14 protein-coding genes are annotated in these 15277 nt (G+C 49.8%); 5 read left to right on the plus strand and 9 right to left on the minus strand.

Translation table 11 applies throughout. The annotated features are described in order from the left end of the window. Window positions 1-43: 43 nt before the first annotated feature. The 3 genes from leuS to ACYVJQ_RS08835 all read right to left on the minus strand — a co-directional run bounded on the left by leuS (window position 44) and on the right by ACYVJQ_RS08835 (window position 4845). Window positions 44-2815, minus strand: coding sequence for a leucine--tRNA ligase (gene leuS / locus ACYVJQ_RS08825; protein ID WP_460892708.1), 2772 nt, complete (start codon window positions 2813-2815; stop codon window positions 44-46). Between the two features lie 689 nt (window positions 2816-3504). Next, window positions 3505-4119 (minus strand): spheroidene monooxygenase, encoded by a 615-nt coding sequence (locus ACYVJQ_RS08830; RefSeq protein ID WP_460892709.1) that lies wholly within the window; start codon window positions 4117-4119, stop codon window positions 3505-3507. A 222-nt stretch (window positions 4120-4341) separates the two neighbouring features. Next, window positions 4342-4845: a pyridoxamine 5'-phosphate oxidase family protein gene (locus ACYVJQ_RS08835; protein WP_460892710.1), complete on the minus strand. Its 504-nt coding sequence runs from the start codon at window positions 4843-4845 to the stop codon at window positions 4342-4344. A gap of 120 nt (window positions 4846-4965) precedes the next feature. Between ACYVJQ_RS08835 and ACYVJQ_RS08840 the strand changes: the two genes are divergently transcribed. After that, on the plus strand, window positions 4966-5556 hold the full coding sequence (locus ACYVJQ_RS08840; protein ID WP_460892711.1) for an acyl carrier protein phosphodiesterase: 591 nt from the start codon (window positions 4966-4968) through the stop codon (window positions 5554-5556). 266 nt (window positions 5557-5822) lie between these two features. Here the strand turns inward: ACYVJQ_RS08840 and ACYVJQ_RS08845 are convergent, their stop codons facing one another. The 5 genes from ACYVJQ_RS08845 to ACYVJQ_RS08865 all read right to left on the minus strand — a co-directional run bounded on the left by ACYVJQ_RS08845 (window position 5823) and on the right by ACYVJQ_RS08865 (window position 10956). Next, window positions 5823-6335, minus strand: coding sequence for an FKBP-type peptidyl-prolyl cis-trans isomerase (locus ACYVJQ_RS08845; protein ID WP_460892712.1), 513 nt, complete (start codon window positions 6333-6335; stop codon window positions 5823-5825). Window positions 6336-6481: 146 nt separating this feature from the next. Beyond that, entirely contained in the window at window positions 6482-8446 is a 1965-nt protein-coding gene (locus ACYVJQ_RS08850) for an AAA domain-containing protein (RefSeq protein ID WP_460892713.1), read from the minus strand. A gap of 155 nt (window positions 8447-8601) precedes the next feature. Continuing rightward, on the minus strand, window positions 8602-8967 hold the full coding sequence (locus ACYVJQ_RS08855) for a hypothetical protein (protein ID WP_460892714.1): 366 nt from the start codon (window positions 8965-8967) through the stop codon (window positions 8602-8604). Beyond that, window positions 8964-9773, minus strand: a complete 810-nt coding sequence (locus tag ACYVJQ_RS08860; protein WP_460892715.1) for a hypothetical protein — start codon at window positions 9771-9773, stop codon at window positions 8964-8966. The genes ACYVJQ_RS08855 and ACYVJQ_RS08860 overlap by 4 nt, the downstream gene beginning before the upstream one ends. A 292-nt stretch (window positions 9774-10065) precedes the next feature. Beyond that, a complete protein-coding gene (locus tag ACYVJQ_RS08865; RefSeq protein WP_460892716.1) occupies window positions 10066-10956 on the minus strand; it encodes a 3-hydroxyacyl-CoA dehydrogenase family protein in 891 nt (296 codons plus the stop codon). Between the two features lie 241 nt (window positions 10957-11197). On the opposite strand from ACYVJQ_RS08865, the gene ACYVJQ_RS08870 reads away from it, so the two are divergent. Then, on the plus strand, window positions 11198-11350 hold the full coding sequence (locus ACYVJQ_RS08870) for a lmo0937 family membrane protein (protein WP_156180455.1): 153 nt from the start codon (window positions 11198-11200) through the stop codon (window positions 11348-11350). Window positions 11351-11400: 50 nt separating this feature from the next. Continuing rightward, entirely contained in the window at window positions 11401-11550 is a 150-nt protein-coding gene (locus ACYVJQ_RS08875; protein WP_460892717.1) for a lmo0937 family membrane protein, read from the plus strand. A gap of 101 nt (window positions 11551-11651) precedes the next feature. On the opposite strand, the gene ACYVJQ_RS08880 is transcribed toward ACYVJQ_RS08875, so the two are convergent. After that, a complete protein-coding gene (locus ACYVJQ_RS08880; protein ID WP_460892718.1) occupies window positions 11652-13280 on the minus strand; it encodes an ABC-F family ATP-binding cassette domain-containing protein in 1629 nt (542 codons plus the stop codon). 315 nt (window positions 13281-13595) lie between these two features. On the opposite strand from ACYVJQ_RS08880, the gene ACYVJQ_RS08885 reads away from it, so the two are divergent. Together ACYVJQ_RS08885 and ACYVJQ_RS08890 are read left to right on the plus strand one after the other, a co-directional pair. Further along, a complete protein-coding gene (locus ACYVJQ_RS08885; protein WP_460892719.1) occupies window positions 13596-14060 on the plus strand; it encodes a DUF4199 domain-containing protein in 465 nt (154 codons plus the stop codon). A gap of 492 nt (window positions 14061-14552) precedes the next feature. Continuing rightward, window positions 14553-15272, plus strand: coding sequence for a hypothetical protein (locus tag ACYVJQ_RS08890; protein ID WP_460892720.1), 720 nt, complete (start codon window positions 14553-14555; stop codon window positions 15270-15272). Window positions 15273-15277: the final 5 nt, after the last annotated feature.

Below are 15277 nucleotides of genomic sequence, written 5' to 3' on the forward strand. Positions count from 1 at the left end.
AAAGCTGTTTTGGGCCTGTTTTCCAGAAAACAGGCCCAAAACGCTATACTACCACGTTCACGATTTTACCGGGTACCACAATCACCTTTTTCACGGGTTTGCCTTCCAGCAATTTCTGAACCTGCTCAGAGGCCAGCACCTCTTTCTCAACTTCTTCTTTAGAGGCCTTCAAATCAAAGGTAAGCTTGGTTTTCACCTTACCGTTCACCGAGATAGGGTAGTCAAAAGTACTCTCGGTGAGGAACTCCTCCTTCCATTGGGGGAAGGCGGCATAGGTAATGCTTTCCTTATGGCCAAGACGGCTCCAGAGTTCCTCGGCTATGTGCGGGGCATACGGGGCCAGGGTAATGGTCAAGGGCTCCAGGATAGCACGTTTCTTCGTTTTCAAGGCGCTCAACTCGTTCACGCAGATCATGAACTGGCTCACACTGGTCCCGAAGGAGAAACGCTCAATGTCTTCCTCCACTTTCTTGATGGTTTTGTGCAGGGCCTTCAACTCTGCCGGGGTGGGTGCCTCCTCGGTCACGGCCCAGTTGCCTTGCTCATCTGAGAACAGCTTCCAGAAGCGGCGTAGGAACTTGTAGACGCCGTCCATGCCATTGGTGTTCCAGGGCTTGAACTGCTCCAAGGGCCCCAGGAACATCTCGTACATGCGCAGGGTATCGGCGCCGTATTCCTCCACCAATACATCGGGGTTCACCACGTTGTGCTTGGATTTGGACATCTTCTCCACTTCCACGCCCACCACGTATTTGCCGTCTTCCAACAGGAAGTTTGCCTCCGCGAAGTCTGGGCGCCAGGCCTTGAACTTCTCCAGGTCCAGCACGTCATTCTCCACAATGTTCACGTCTACGTGCAACGCCGTTACGTCATGGTCATTTTTGAGCCCATGGGACACAAACGTGTTGGTGTCTTTGATGCGGTACACAAAGTTAGACCGGCCCTGGATCATGCCTTGGTTGATGAGCTTTTTGAATGGCTCCTCCTGGTTCACCAGACCCAGGTCAAAGAGGAACTTGTTCCAGAAGCGGGAGTAGAGCAAGTGGCCCGTAGCGTGCTCTGAGCCACCAATATATAAGTCTACGTTCTGCCAGTAATCAATGGCTTCTCTACTGGCAAAGGCGTCTTCATTCTTAGGGTCCATGTAGCGGTACCAGTACCAGCTGGAGCCGGCCCAACCGGGCATGGTGCTCAGCTCATACTCAAACTCGCCACGGTATTTCCAGCCTTGCGCGCGGCCCAACGGCGGCTCGCCGGTCTCGGTGGGCAGGTACGCGTCAACCTCCGGCAGCACCAGCGGCAACTCGCTTTCCTCCAGCAACGCCGGGATGTCGTCTTTGTAGAATACCGGCACGGGCTCGCCCCAGTAGCGCTGCCGCCCGAACACGGCGTCGCGCATGCGGTAATTGATGCGGGCCTTGCCCACGCCCAGTTCCTCTGCGCGTTTGATGCCGGCCTTGATGGCGTCTTTCACCTCCAGCCCGTTCAGGAAATCAGAGTTGATGATTTTTCCCTCTTTAGCGGAGAAGGCTTCCTTGCTCAGGTCTCCGCCGGCCACTACTTCCGGGATAGGCAGGTTGAATTTCTTGGCGAAGGCGTAGTCGCGGGTGTCGTGGCCCGGTACGGCCATCACGGCCCCGGTACCGTAGCCGGCCAGCACGTAATCGGCAATCCAGACCGGGATTCTCTCCCCGGAAATGGGGTTAATAGCGTAGGCGCCAGTGAAGGTACCCGTCACACTTTTCACGTCAGACATGCGGTCGCGCTCCGAGCGATTCTTGGCCCAGGCCACGTATTCCTCTACTTCCTTGCGTTGCCCGGAAGAAGTAATCTCAGCCACAATCTCATGCTCTGGCGCCAACACCACAAAGCTGGCCCCGAAAATGGTGTCAATGCGGGTGGTGAAGACGGTGATGTGCTTGTGCTCGTGGCCCTCCAGTTGGAAGCGAAGTTCCGCGCCCACCGATTTCCCGATCCAGTTGCGCTGCATCTCCTTTACCGGCTCGGGCCAGTCAATGGTCTCCAGGCCCTGGAGCAGTCTTTCGGCGTACGCCGTGATGCGCATCATCCATTGCTTCATGAGCTTTCGCTCCACGGGATAGCCGCCGCGCTCCGAAACGCCTTCCTTTACCTCGTCGTTGGCCAGCACTGTCCCCAATTGCGGGCACCAGTTCACCACCGCTTCAGACAGGAAAGTCAATCTATATTTTAGCAACAGGTCCTGCTGCTCTTTTTCGTTCAGGCGGGCCCAGGCATCGGCGGTCACGTGCGGGGTGTCCTCGTCGCAGGCGGCATTCACCTTGGTGTTGCCGCGCATTGCAAATTCAGCAACCAAGCTTTCAATAGGCTCTGCTTTGTCCGTGTCATTGTTGTACCAGCTGTTGAAGAGCTGCATGAAGATCCACTGGGTCCATTTGTAGTAGTCTGGGTCTGAGGTGCGCACCTCGCGGTCCCAGTCAAAGGAAAAGCCCAGGTTGTTGAGCTGCTCAATGTAGCGCTCAATGTTCTGCTTGGTGGTAATAGCAGGGTGCTGCCCTGTCTGGATGGCGTACTGCTCGGCGGGCAAGCCGAAGGAGTCGAAGCCCATGGGGTGTAGCACGTTAAACCCTTTCAGGCGCTTATACCGGCTCACGATGTCTGAGGCGATGTATCCGAGCGGATGGCCTACGTGCAGACCCGCCCCCGACGGGTAGGGGAACATATCCAGGGAGTAGAACTTGGGTTTGCTGTGGTCTATCTCGGTCTTGAAGGTTTTGTTCTCGCTCCAGAAGCGCTGCCACTTCTGCTCAATGGATCGGTAGTCGTACTCAGACATGGTGTGGTATGGTTGTAGGCGATAACCGCCCGGTTAGTACAGTGGTTTTGTTGCCGGTAGGGCTAGTTGCAAAAGTAAGGAATTTCTCTTTAGGCTTTTTAACGTTGTGGTAAAGGGGGAAAGAGAGTTAAATAAGAGAGGTGGAACTTGCTTTGGTGCACGCGTTTCCGCCTGCTGCTGGCGTGGTGTCCTCTGTCGCCTAAAGTCCTTATGCTTTGAAGTTTCATTTGTTCCCTCCGAGCGCTCACGGCCGCGGGGCCCCGTCTTTCCCCCTCGCACTGCCCTTGCGGCCGGGTTGCAGTTTTCTCTTAGTTTAGCCCCTGCAGGGCCACAAGCGAGGCGCTCGAAGTAAAGACTGGAATTGAGGGAATGCGTGGTGAAAGGGGAGGGTGCTTTAGGCACGTTTTTCCAAAAACAGGCCCAAACCGCAATAACCCTTTACTACGCGCAAACTCCCCCCTTTGAGGGGGGCGAAGGGTGGTGTTTACACCAATAGGTCTTCCCTGGTTCAAGTTTCCAACTTGGACCCACCATTCGGGAAGTTTCCAACTTCCCTGAGGTCCTGGCCTCACTCCGCGCATATCGTCCCCCTTTGAAGGGGGTAGGGGGATGACGCACTTTTGCGGATCAAACCCATTTCCAGCCCGTTTCCCGCAAAACAGGGCCAAACCAGAATCTCCGAACTACACTTAACGTAACCCCGCCAAAGGATCCACGCCATTCCAGGTGCCTTCACTATAAAGTGGTAAAAATCGGGCGAACATTTCTTCAGAATACCAGCCTTGGGAACGGGTGCGTTTGATGACTTCGCGATGGGAAGCTTGGCGGTAGGCATAGGCTTTCATGCTGGCCTCATCCTGCCATAGGCTGAAGGTGGCCTGCCGAACAAGGGGAGCTTCGCCTAACCCGATGGAAGCCAGGAGGCCTTCGGCGTGGTCCAGGCCGGCGCTGGCAGCGGGTACGTTTTTCCAGAAATCATAGGCTTTGGTGAGCCGAATGGAGGCGCGGGTAAGCACGGCTATGGGGCCGGTAGTAGGAGCAGCGTTGGTTTCTGTGGTGAAGGGGTTTTGCCCGCTCCATAGTCCGTGGGCTTGCAGAGGTTGTAGATGAAGGGTGTATTGTTCAAAGGTGTGCTGCCGGTATTCGTCCAGCAGGGGGTGGCTTTGGAAGAAAGCCTGGGCAGCTTCTGGGCTTTCCCAAGTGGCCATGAGGCCGTAGCGGTGCCAGTTGGGTTTCAGGCTGAAGCCTCGGCCCTGGCCGCTGCCCAGGAGCTTGAAGAATTTGAGGCCGTCTACTTTCTGCAAAGGTCTAACCGATGTGCCCATTTGTGCCAGGCCCCACCTAACGTGGCCAGGTTTTATGCCGAATAAAGAGAGGGTGGTATGCGCCGGGGCGACAGGTGTTTGGTACTTCACTGAAAGAAGGGTGTTTTAGCAGTGTTTTCTTAAAAGTAGCCAAAAAACGGAATGGGTGAAAATGGCTGCTTTGGCAAAAAAAGAGGGAGCCTAAACTCCCTCTTTCTGTTTTTACAAGTTGATCTTTTTATTGTCACCGGGGTGGGCTGGCTCGCCGGTAAGGGCCGCCTTCACCATGCCGTACAAATGCACCACCGCGCTGTTGGGCGAATCCCAGTACTCGGCCTGGTCAATGCTTACTTTCAGGATACCGATGTTGGGATCTTCCTTGCCTTCCGGGAACCAGGCTTTCATGGCGGGGTTCCAAAGCTCATCTATTTTTTGCTGATCGCGGTACACTTTTGCGCGGCCAGATACTGACACATACAGGTTATCACTTGGTTTGGAATAGCTTAAGTTCACGTGGCTATCATTTTGGATCTCATCGGTTTTATGGGACTGGTAGCCAGTAAAGAACCAGATAATTCCGTCCTGATCTACCTGCATGTGGCGCATGGGGCGCGACCGGATAGTGCCATCCGGCTCCACGGTGCTGAGCATAGCGGTGTCAATGTCCTTGATTTTTTCTATAAAGGCGTTCAAATCGCCGGAGGTATTTTTCTGATTGTTTTCCATAGTTTTTAATGTGGTATTTGCCTTGAAAAAGATACGGGCAGGGTGGGGGAAAGTTCCTTTTCTGCCGTATACCTACCTCCTTAACCAGATTGCGTACATTTGGTTTTAAGTTTCTGCCCCATGAATTACTTAGCCCATTTATTTCTGTCTGGCAACGACGCTGACCTTCGGCTGGGGAATTTTATAGCAGATAGCGTACGGGGTGCCCAAATTCTGCTTTACCCCGAACGGGTGCAGCAAGGGATCAAACTTCATCGTCTTATTGATGCGTTCACTGATGTGCACCCGGTAGTGACAGAAACCAAAACCCGGCTTCGGCCTACCTTCAGAAAGTACGCCGGCGTGGTGGCAGATGTGTATTATGACCATTTTCTGGCCAGAGGTTTCTCTTCGTTCAGTGCCCAACCTTTGGAGGCTTTTGCCGCCCATTCTTACGCGCAAATCCAAAGTTACCCAGGGCTCCTACCGGAGCGGGTTCACCATTTCTTTCCGTACATGGTCAAGCATAATTGGCTGGTTTCCTACGCCCAGGTAGAAGGAATATCAAGGGCCCTCAAAGGTTTGAGTACCCGCACCACTTTTGACTCTGGCATGGAACACGCCGGACAGGAGCTTTTGCTACATTATGATTTCTACCAAGCGGAGTTTGACCGGTTCTTCCCGGAATTACAGGCCTATGTGGAAGAGCAAATTCTGTTAATTAAGAATTAGGAATCCGATTTTGATAGGGAAGTGTAAAGGGAATTCTTGGCTTGTTCTCCTTCCTTAAAAGGCTATAACGTGGGATAAGTTAAGCAGGCATTTAAATTCTGCATTAACTATAATGCTGTTTTAAGCCTGTTTTTGTAAAAATAGGCCTAAAACAGAGAAGCCATTCCCAAAGAGGAATGGCTTCTCTGTTTAATTTTATAAAAAGTTAAGAATTAGAAAGTAGGTCTGGTCATTACCAATCCTAATTCTTAATTCTCAATTCCTAATTAATGGTGGTGTCCGCCTTCGCCGTGGACGTGACCATGGGCAATTTCTTCTTGGGTAGCTTCGCGCACGCTAACAATCTTGCCTTCAAAGTGCATGTCCATACCGGCTAGTGGGTGGTTGAAGTCCATTAAAACGTGGTCTGGCTCAACGCCTACAATGCGGCCCTGCATGTGGTTGCCTTCGTTGTCAGACATAGGAATGTAATTGCCTACCTGCACCATTTCCTCGTCAATTTTGCCGTCTACCTCAAACACGTTTTTAGGTACCGGTACAATGGCAGACTCATCTAAATCGCCGTAACCGTCTTCTGCAGAAACGGTGAATTTAAAGGCTTCGCCTGCTGATTTGCCTTCCAGTTCTTCTTCAAATTTTTCAGGGAGGCCGCTCACACCAAACAAAAAGACCATTGGGTTTTCTTCGTCAGCGGTCTCTACCAGGGTTGCTTCGCCTTCTTCGTCGGTAACGCGTAGCTCGTAGGTGAGCGACACTACTTTGTTCTCTTCGATTTTCATTTGGTGTGTGTTTATGTGGTTGATAGGATGTAAAGGTAGTTATTCAAAAATAAGATTTATGTTCTCCGCTAAAAGTCTTCACTTTTTAAAGGCGTTACCTTAGCAAAAACCATGTTGCTTCTAACGCAGGAGCCTTGGCAAAAGATTTATTCAGGGTCCGTGGAGATGAGCTCCCAGGCGCTGCGGTAAGCGCCAATGCGCTCTGCGTACGCCAGGAATTCCTGGTAAAAGGGGTGAGAGCCCAACGTGGCACTATCGCCTACAATTACCATCTTTTTCTTGGCCCGGGTCATGGCTACATTCATGCGTCTGATATCCGCTAAAAAGCCAATCTCGCCTTCGGGGTTGCTGCGCACCATGCTTATGTAAATGATGTCCCGTTCCTGCCCCTGGAAAGAATCTACCGTTCCCACTGACAGTTGCCGGCGCGTTAGCAATTGCGAAAGTTTTGGCTGATGCTCTACCTGGTCTTTCAGATAATTGATCTGGGCGCGGTACGGCGAGATAATGCCAATGCGCAACGGGGCGGCGTCTTCCCCGGCAGGGTCAGAGCCCGGTTCATAGGGCATAAGCAGGTTCACCAGGTGTTTTAGCAGAATATCGGCTTCTTCTGGGTTGGCGGTGCTGCTGCCTTCGCCTATGGTCTGGTCATTGAAGCCACAGCCGGCGGTGTCAATGAACTCCACAATCAGCCCCGGGTCAAAAGCCGGATGGATGTCTTGCAACGTATGCGATTCTACACTTTCATGGGCTATTAAATTACTGCCGTAGAACTGGCTGTTAGAAAAGCCCATGATGTGCTGGTGCATGCGGTACTGGGTATTGAGCATGACGGCCACCTCGGGCTGACGCTCAATGCATTTCTCAAACAAGGTGCGGGCCAGTCCGCCGCGCTCCGCTGCCAAAGATTTGACCGTAGGCGGTAATTGGTGATGGTCGCCGGCCAGCACTACGCGGTTAGCGCGGGTAATAGGAATCCAGCAGGCGGGCTCCAGGGCCTGGGCGGCCTCATCTATAAAGACGGTGTCATATTGCAGGTGCCGGATCATGCGGTTAGCCGAGCCTACCAGCGTACAGGTGATGACCTGCACGTGATCCAGAAGGTCATCGGTGATATACTGCTCAATGTCATCTGCCTGCTCCAGCATGCGCTTGCTTTCTTCTTTCATGCGGCGGCGCTGCTCACGTTCTTCGTGGCCAAAGCTGCGCTTGAACTGAAAGGCCATAGAACGATATTCCTCCGCAGACTTGCGCAGTTTCTTCAATTGACGATAGTCGCGGTGGTGCATGACCTGTGAATCCAGAGTATGCTCCAGCAGCACCTCAGAAACCCTGGATGGATTGCCTATTCTGATTACGTTCACGCCCTGCTCGGCCAGTTTCTCGGTTAGTAGATCCACGGCGGTATTGCTGGGCGCGGTCACCAACAGGCGGCGCTCACCGGCTTCCAGGGTTTGGAGAATGGCCTGCACCAGCGTGGTGGTTTTGCCGGTGCCCGGAGGCCCGTGAATGATGGCCACGTCTTTGGCCTGCATGATGTTGGCTACCGCCGCATTTTGCGAGTCATTAAGAAAAGGAACAGGAGTGTATGGCTTTTCGCGGCGGAAGATGGCCGGTTCAGCGCCTAAGATGATATCGCGGAGCTGGGCCAGGCGGGTTTTCTCAGCTTCCATCACTTTCATGAGCGCTATTTCCATCTCACGGTAGCTGACCTCGTCAAAGGTAAGTTCTACGCCCATCTTGTAGCCTTCCTCTACCCAGTCCGGCAGGTCTTCTTTGGAGGTGGCCAGACGCAGCTTGTTGCGCTTCACCTCCAAGACTACGCCGTTGAGCGTGCCGCCATCGCCGTTGGTAAACAAGGCCGCCGAAGAACCTGCCTGGAACATGTGCAATTGATCCCGGCCCGAGAGGCGCTCCAGTTCTACCACTACCTTGTTCCCAAAACCTACTTCCTGCTTGCTTATGTTTACGGGATACCAGCAAATGCCAAGGCGCTTGCGCTCTGTGATGGTAGTCTGGGCATTTTTCAGTTGGTACTGTTTGCGGTCTTCATCCTGCTCCAGCTTGAGCAAGGCCCGCACATCTAATAACTCATTTAAAATTTCGTCCATTGTATAAAGGGCTTGCCGGCAAGGCCAGAAAAGCCAGTGACCGCAGGTGCGGCGCTTAGATTTCTAAATTCTTTCTTCTTCTCCTGCCTATCACGTAGCGCTGAAATTTAAGTTTTGCCTTTGGCCAGTGAAGTGCGCTTTAATTAAATAAGTGGCTACGTAAAAAAGGAGTGTCGGCAAGCCCCGCACCTGTAGACAGTGGTGCCGGCATAAAAGAGTTTCCGCCACCAAGGAAGGTCTAGGCTGTGGTTTAATTCTAAGGAACCACACGTGGGGCAGGTGAGAGGCTGGCTGGCGTTTTGGGCCTGGTTTTCTAAAAACGCCTCTAAAACAGGTTTTGCCGGCAACAAGGCCTCTTCCGGAAGCAGCAATTGGAAATATTTCCCTTCGCCGTAAGGCAGGGTGGGTGGGCCACAAGATTTAACCAACGCCAGGATTTCTATTTCTTGCAGGGCCTGATAAAGGTCTGCGGCTTCTGCGTAGCTAAGGTAGGTAGCCACCGGCACCAACCCTTGCGTCATGCCTTGGCGTGTTTCTTCTGGCTGGTTTTACCCATCTGGCCTCTTAACCGAACAATGTACCCCACCAATAACAAGCTGAACATGGCAAAAAAGGCCGCAATGGCATCATGCTCAAACTTAGCGTCTTTGGCAGTTTGCACCTGTTCTTCCAGGTCCTTGATCACCCGGTCTTTGCGTTTGGTAAGGTTGCGGGCGTTGTTCAACGAAGTCTTGAGGTCGTAAATATTATCGGTAACTACCCGTTTATCGCCTTGCACCTGGTTGTTGAGCTTTTTGGTTTCGGCCTCCAGTTGAGCGGCACGCTGGGCCACACTGCGGCGGGTCTCCAGGTTGGCCTGCTCTACGGCATGAATTATCTGTTCGTCTTTCTGCAATACTTCTTTCAGGGCTTCAATCACGGCGCGCATGTCTTCCTTAGAGGCTTTGCCCCAGAAATTGCTGCCCTGGGTTTTAAGGTAATCATATTTCAAAACCAGTTGTTCCCGCTCGGTGATGAGTCGCTCAACCTTAGACTCTGGGCGCACGGCCGGTGCCGCAGGTTTGGCTTCTGGGGTAGAAGGGGTGGCGGCTTTCTTGGGTTGAGCGGCCGTGGCTGCCTCAGTGGCAGAGGCAGTGGCTGGTTTAGCTGGCGTTTGTTTATTGATAAGGGCATTCACTTTCTCCCCAAGCTTGGTGGAGGCTGGTTTTGGGGAAGCCGTAGCCGGAGATTTAGTTTGGGCTGCCGGAGGAGTTGCCAGGGTCTGGCTGTGGGCTGCCAAGGATAAAAACAAGTTTGCGGCAAATAATCCGGTAAAAAGCGCCTTCATATATAATAGGGTAAAGGGTAACAGGGTAACTGACTAGGCTAGGAAAGCCTCCTCAGTTAAGGGATATAAAAATACGGCAAAAAGCGCAGAAGCCCATCACCAAATTTTTAGGGAGCTGTAGTTTTCCTGACGTGACGCGCCTGGCGTATAGGGATGACTTCTTCTTCACTTGGTTACAATGTATAAAAAATCATCGCCTGCCTTGGGAGTGGCTTAAAAATAGAAATCCCTGTTTTGGGGCTTACTTTTAGAAAACAGCCTCAAAACAGGGAAAGAGTCAAGTTAGTAGCCTCTAGCTTTTCTTGAAGGTGTCTGCCACTACCAGATCTTTGGTGCCATGGGAGTAATTATAGAAACCTTGACCAGATTTTTTACCCAATTGGCCTGCCTGCACCATGTTTACCAAAAGAGGGCAGGGAGCGTATTTGGGGTGTCCAAACCCGTCATGCAGAACCCGCATAATAGAAAGGCACACATCTAGGCCAATGAAATCTGCCAGTTGCAAAGGACCCATAAGGTGAGCCATACCCAGTTTCATGATGGTGTCAATTTCCTCTACGCCGGCCACCCCTTCATACAAGGAGTAAATGGCCTCATTGATCATAGGCATAAGAATACGGTTGGCCACAAAACCTGGGTAGTCATTGGCTTCGGCCGGGGTTTTACCCAGTTTTTTTGAAAGCTCCAGAATCTGGGTAGTGACTTCATTGCTGGTTGAATAGCCCCTGATCACCTCTACCAGTTTCATGACCGGTACGGGGTTCATGAAGTGCATGCCAATCACCTTGTCTGGGCGTTTAGTGGCGGCCGCAATCTTGGTAATGGAGATGGATGAGGTATTGCTGGCTAAGATGCACGTAGGTGAGGTGAATTGGTCCAGCTTCCGGAACAGGTCCAGCTTTATCTCTACGTTTTCAGTGGCGGCTTCAATAACCAGGTCTGCCTCACGCACACCCTCCTGCAAATCGGTGAAGGTGGAGATGCGGTCCGTGGTTTGGGTTTTCTGCTCTTCAGATAAGGACCCCTTGGCCACCATGCGGTCCAGGTTAGATGAGATGGTGGTAATAGCCTTGGTCAATGACTCTTGGGAAATGTCAAACAGTGAAACGTTAAAGCCATGTTGGGCAAACACGTGGGCAATGCCATTACCCATGGTGCCGGAACCAATGACAGATATATTCATAGAATAAGCGTTAGTTAGTGTGCGTGAAGATACAAAGCTAAATCATTTCCTAAGGCCTCCAAAAGAAGCCTGGCGGGTTATTTTTAGTTTTAACCTGCAAAGAAAGAGGTACTTATAATTTTTTTATATGTCTATATAAATCTTTCGAAATATTCTTGCGTACAAGCAGAAAAATCGTTATTGAAGATTTTCTTTAGCGGTCTTAAAACAAAAAACTAAAACCTAAACACAACTTAAAACTATGGGAAATTTATTGTATATCATCGCGGTAGTGCTGGTAATTATCTGGCTGATCGGGTTCTTAGGATTCGGTGATCAAGTAGGTGGTGTGATCCACATCTTGTTGGTTATTGCGGTTATCGCCGTGATCTTACGTTTAATACGTAGGGCATAACGCCATTCAATTGTTTTTTCACCTCTGCTAACGCAGGTTAAAATAATACTATGGGAAATTTACTGTATATCATCGCAGTAGTGCTGGTAATTATTTGGCTCATTGGGTTCTTAGGATTCGGTGATCAGGTGGGTGGCATCATCCACATACTATTGGTTATTGCCATAGTAATGGTCCTGCTAAGATTGATAAGAGGGTAAAACTTTGCTTTTACTAAAACAAAAAGGGCGCCGCACATTATGTGTGGCGCCCTTTTCGTTTTGAGCCTGTTTTTGGAAAAACAGGCTCAAAACAGGTTTAGCTATACCAGGCTGTTTACTCCGTACATCTGGGCTCGAAGCGCCTTGATGTCATCATTGGTGAGGTACTCATCATAAGACATGCGCTTGTCAATAATGCCTTTGGGCGTGAGCTCAATAATGCGGTTGGCAATGGTGTCTACAAACTGTAAGTCATGGGAGCTGAACAGCAAGGACCCCTGGAATTCTTTAAGGCCGTTGTTCAAAGCCGTGATGGACTCCAGGTCCAAGTGGTTGGTAGGCTCATCCAGCACCAGCATGTTACCGCTCTGCAACATCATGCGGGAGAGCATACACCGTACTTTTTCTCCCCCGGAAAGAACACTGGCCTTTTTCAGGGATTCCTCACCCGAGAAAAGCATACGACCCAGGAAGCCCCGGATAAAGCTTTCATCTTTCTCCACTGAGAATTGGCGCAACCAATCTACCAGGCTTAGGTCTGTCTGGAAGAACTCTCCATTGTCTTTAGGGAAGTAGGCGGTACTGATGGTGGTTCCCCATTTGAACTCGCCTTTGTCAGGGGCCATTTCTCCCATTATGATTTTGAAGAAGGAAGTGGCTGCCAGGTCATTGCGGCTAATAACCGCAATCTTGTCCTTCTTGTCAACGGTAAAGGTGACGTTCTTGAACAGCGGGCCTTCTTCGCCTTCTTTAGAAAGGTTGTCTATCTGGAGCAACTGGTTACCCGCCTCGCGTTCCTGTTTGAATTGAATGTAAGGGTAGCGGCGGCTGGAAGGCTTGATATCCTCCAGGGTAAGTTTCTCTAATAATTTAGCCCGGGAAGTGGCCTGCTTTGATTTAGAGGCATTCGCGCTGAAACGGGCAATAAAGGCCTGCAGTTCCTTGCGCTTGTCTTCGGTTTTGCGGTTGGCGTCTGTGCGCTGCTTGGAGGCCAATTGGCTGGACTCATACCAGAAGGAGTAGTTACCCGCGTACAGCTGGATCTTGCCGTAGTCAATGTCTGCCACGTGCGTACACACGGCATCCAGGAAGTGGCGGTCGTGGCTTACCACAATCACTGTATTCTGGAAGTTGTCCAGGAAGTTCTCCAACCACATGATAGACTCAGCGTCCAGGTGGTTGGTAGGCTCATCCAGCAATAGAATGTCTGGGTTACCAAATAAGGCCTGTGCCAAGAGAACACGTATCTTCTCATTACCTCCCAGGTCTTTCATGAGGGTGTAATGGAGATCGGGGGAGATACCCAAACCGCTTAGTAATTCACCGGCCTCGTATTCGGCGTTCCAGCCTTCCATGTCAGCGAACTCAGCTTCCAGTTCAGAGGCGCGCATGCCGTCTTCCTCAGAGAAATCCTCCTTGGCGTAGATGGCATCCTTTTCATTCATGATATCATAAAGGCGTTTGTGGCCCATGATCACGGTTTGCAGCACCGGGTATTCATCATACTCATAGTGATCCTGCTTTAGCACCGCCAGGCGCATTTTGGCCGGAATGTCTACCGTGCCGGTATTGGGGTCTATCTCCCCTGATAAAATCTTAAGGAAAGTTGACTTACCCGCGCCGTTTGCGCCAATAAGGCCATAACAGTTGCCGGGTGAGAACTTGATGGTGACGTCTTCAAAAAGGGTGCGTTTGCCGTAGCCAAGACTTACGTTACTGGTACTGATCATGCTATGCTCTGTGGTGATTTAGTAGGGTTTCTGCCGGCGAAGTTACCAAAAGAACTTCAAAAAGACCTTGCCTCAGGTTCTTTTCGTCTATTTAGCGGCCTGCGCCTTATTAGCAGACAATCATAACCTTAAATCAGTTCAGCGCGGGCGCTTAGAGAGTTACCGCTAAAACATTTGGACCAGGCATTGGTAAAAAAACGGGATTAGCACAACAAGAGGTCTGTGAATTAAGTATATGATTAACCATATCTACTATGAATTCGGGGTCACGGTCTGACCACCTAAGAAACGGACCTTAATAAAATAAAACGACACATGGAACAACAAAGGACAACGGTACAGAAAACCGGTACCTATTATGGAATAATGACAGGGGTGGCAGCCATCATCTATATTGTGTTGGTGAAACTCCTTGGGCTTATAGAAAATGTATCCTTGCACTTTTTGGTGGGCATTGTCTTAGTGATTGGGGTCATTATGGCCATCAAAAGCCATAAAAGCCGCAAACATGGGAGAATAGACTACCTAGAGGGAATTGGCGTAGGCTTTTTTGTGGGATTGGTCTCCGCGGTTGTGTATACCCTCTTCCAGGTGTTAATGGATTCTGTATTCCATTTAGCCTTTTCCTATCCTTACAGGGCAGATGAATCTTACGGTGACCAGCAGGCCATCTGGATCTTAGGCATCACCTGGATCCTGATGGGTATTATCTTGGGCACCTTTATTGGGTTTATAGGAATGCAGTTCTTTAAAAGACCAGACCATAAATTATCTTCCTAAACCCACTTGGCACCTTATCTTAATGAAGCCTGGCTCTCCTAAGCCAGGCTTTTTTTATAGCCTCAATTTTTGACTTTATAGAAATACCAAGTTGCAATATCTATGTATTGCCCAAGGCCGTATATAATAGAGTAGAACTTTGTTAATTACTATATCTGCCCTTGCGGCAGTAAGAAATATATTTCCGGTAGGGCTGGGGGAGGAGATTGTCTTCCGTTGAAGGTGCCCAGGTAAAGCTTTATGAAAGGACCGTTTTAACTACGAATAGTGAGAATTGAGAGGGAGAAAAGAGGCTTTATGCATTAATTAGAATATAGGATTTTTCTATATAATAATTTTTTTTGCCGTTCAATTTGAAATAGAAAAATAATACAATTAGTAAATGTTAAAATTCCTATAACATTGAAATAAATAAGCCGTTAAAGGAGATATAAAACATTTAGCAATTTGAATATATCTGTACTAAAGCGTCAAACTTTAAGCGTCAAAAAAATGAAAAAATTTATCCTATCTGCCTTATTTCTGGGTGCCATGTTCACGGCCCAAGCCCAAACCAATTTAACAGGAACTGCTGCCACTGTTCGTACGGTACTCTCCATGAGCGCAACAGAAATGAGCCGCCAAATGTATAATGACCTTCAGTTGAATGAAGGCCAGTACGTTAAAATCAAAGCGTTGAACCAAGCCCGTCTGGACAAATTCAATGAGATTGAGAAAATGTATGCCAATGACGCGCAAATGCGTGATGCCAAGATCAAAGAGGTAAATGCCCAACTAGATCAGGAATTTGCAGCTATTCTTACCCCTAAGCAGTTCACTTCCTACCTTGAATTTGATGGCCGTCCAGTAGAAACTCCTTCTACTACAGACAGTTCTTCTACCTCAGGGTCTATGAACATGAACTCTAACTCCAATATGAACTCTACTGGAACCTCTACGGCAACAGAAGCGGAGATGAAAATCAAGGATGACAAAGTGAAAATGGAGAGCGAAGACAGCAAGGTGAAGATTGAGGATAACAAAATCAAAGCTGAGTCTACTCACGGAGAGATGAAGATGAAGAATGGTACTGAGAAACTGAAAACAGAGTCTGTGAAGTACAAATCATCTCCCTCTGAAACCAAAATCATCACTCCAGAAGGTAAAAGCAAAGTAGAGCACGACAAAGCCAAAACTAAGACTGCTACCAGTAAAAAGAAAGTTAAAAACTAAGGTTT

Source organism: Rufibacter soli, assembly GCF_054781795.1.

Coding starts and splice junctions, on each gene's coding strand:
- ACYVJQ_RS08835 (WP_460892710.1), bottom strand. CDS start 4,845: ATGGAAAACAATCAGAAAAATACCTCCGGCGATTTGAACGCCTTTATA.
- ACYVJQ_RS08890 (WP_460892720.1), top strand. CDS start 14,553: ATGAAAAAATTTATCCTATCTGCCTTATTTCTGGGTGCCATGTTCACG.
- ACYVJQ_RS08840 (WP_460892711.1), top strand. CDS start 4,966: ATGAATTACTTAGCCCATTTATTTCTGTCTGGCAACGACGCTGACCTT.
- ACYVJQ_RS08865 (WP_460892716.1), bottom strand. CDS start 10,956: ATGAATATATCTGTCATTGGTTCCGGCACCATGGGTAATGGCATTGCC.
- ACYVJQ_RS08850 (WP_460892713.1), bottom strand. CDS start 8,446: ATGGACGAAATTTTAAATGAGTTATTAGATGTGCGGGCCTTGCTCAAG.
- leuS (WP_460892708.1), bottom strand. CDS start 2,815: ATGTCTGAGTACGACTACCGATCCATTGAGCAGAAGTGGCAGCGCTTC.
- ACYVJQ_RS08875 (WP_460892717.1), top strand. CDS start 11,401: ATGGGAAATTTACTGTATATCATCGCAGTAGTGCTGGTAATTATTTGG.
- ACYVJQ_RS08855 (WP_460892714.1), bottom strand. CDS start 8,967: ATGACGCAAGGGTTGGTGCCGGTGGCTACCTACCTTAGCTACGCAGAA.
- ACYVJQ_RS08885 (WP_460892719.1), top strand. CDS start 13,596: ATGGAACAACAAAGGACAACGGTACAGAAAACCGGTACCTATTATGGA.
- ACYVJQ_RS08860 (WP_460892715.1), bottom strand. CDS start 9,773: ATGAAGGCGCTTTTTACCGGATTATTTGCCGCAAACTTGTTTTTATCC.
- ACYVJQ_RS08845 (WP_460892712.1), bottom strand. CDS start 6,335: ATGAAAATCGAAGAGAACAAAGTAGTGTCGCTCACCTACGAGCTACGC.
- ACYVJQ_RS08880 (WP_460892718.1), bottom strand. CDS start 13,280: ATGATCAGTACCAGTAACGTAAGTCTTGGCTACGGCAAACGCACCCTT.
- ACYVJQ_RS08870 (WP_156180455.1), top strand. CDS start 11,198: ATGGGAAATTTATTGTATATCATCGCGGTAGTGCTGGTAATTATCTGG.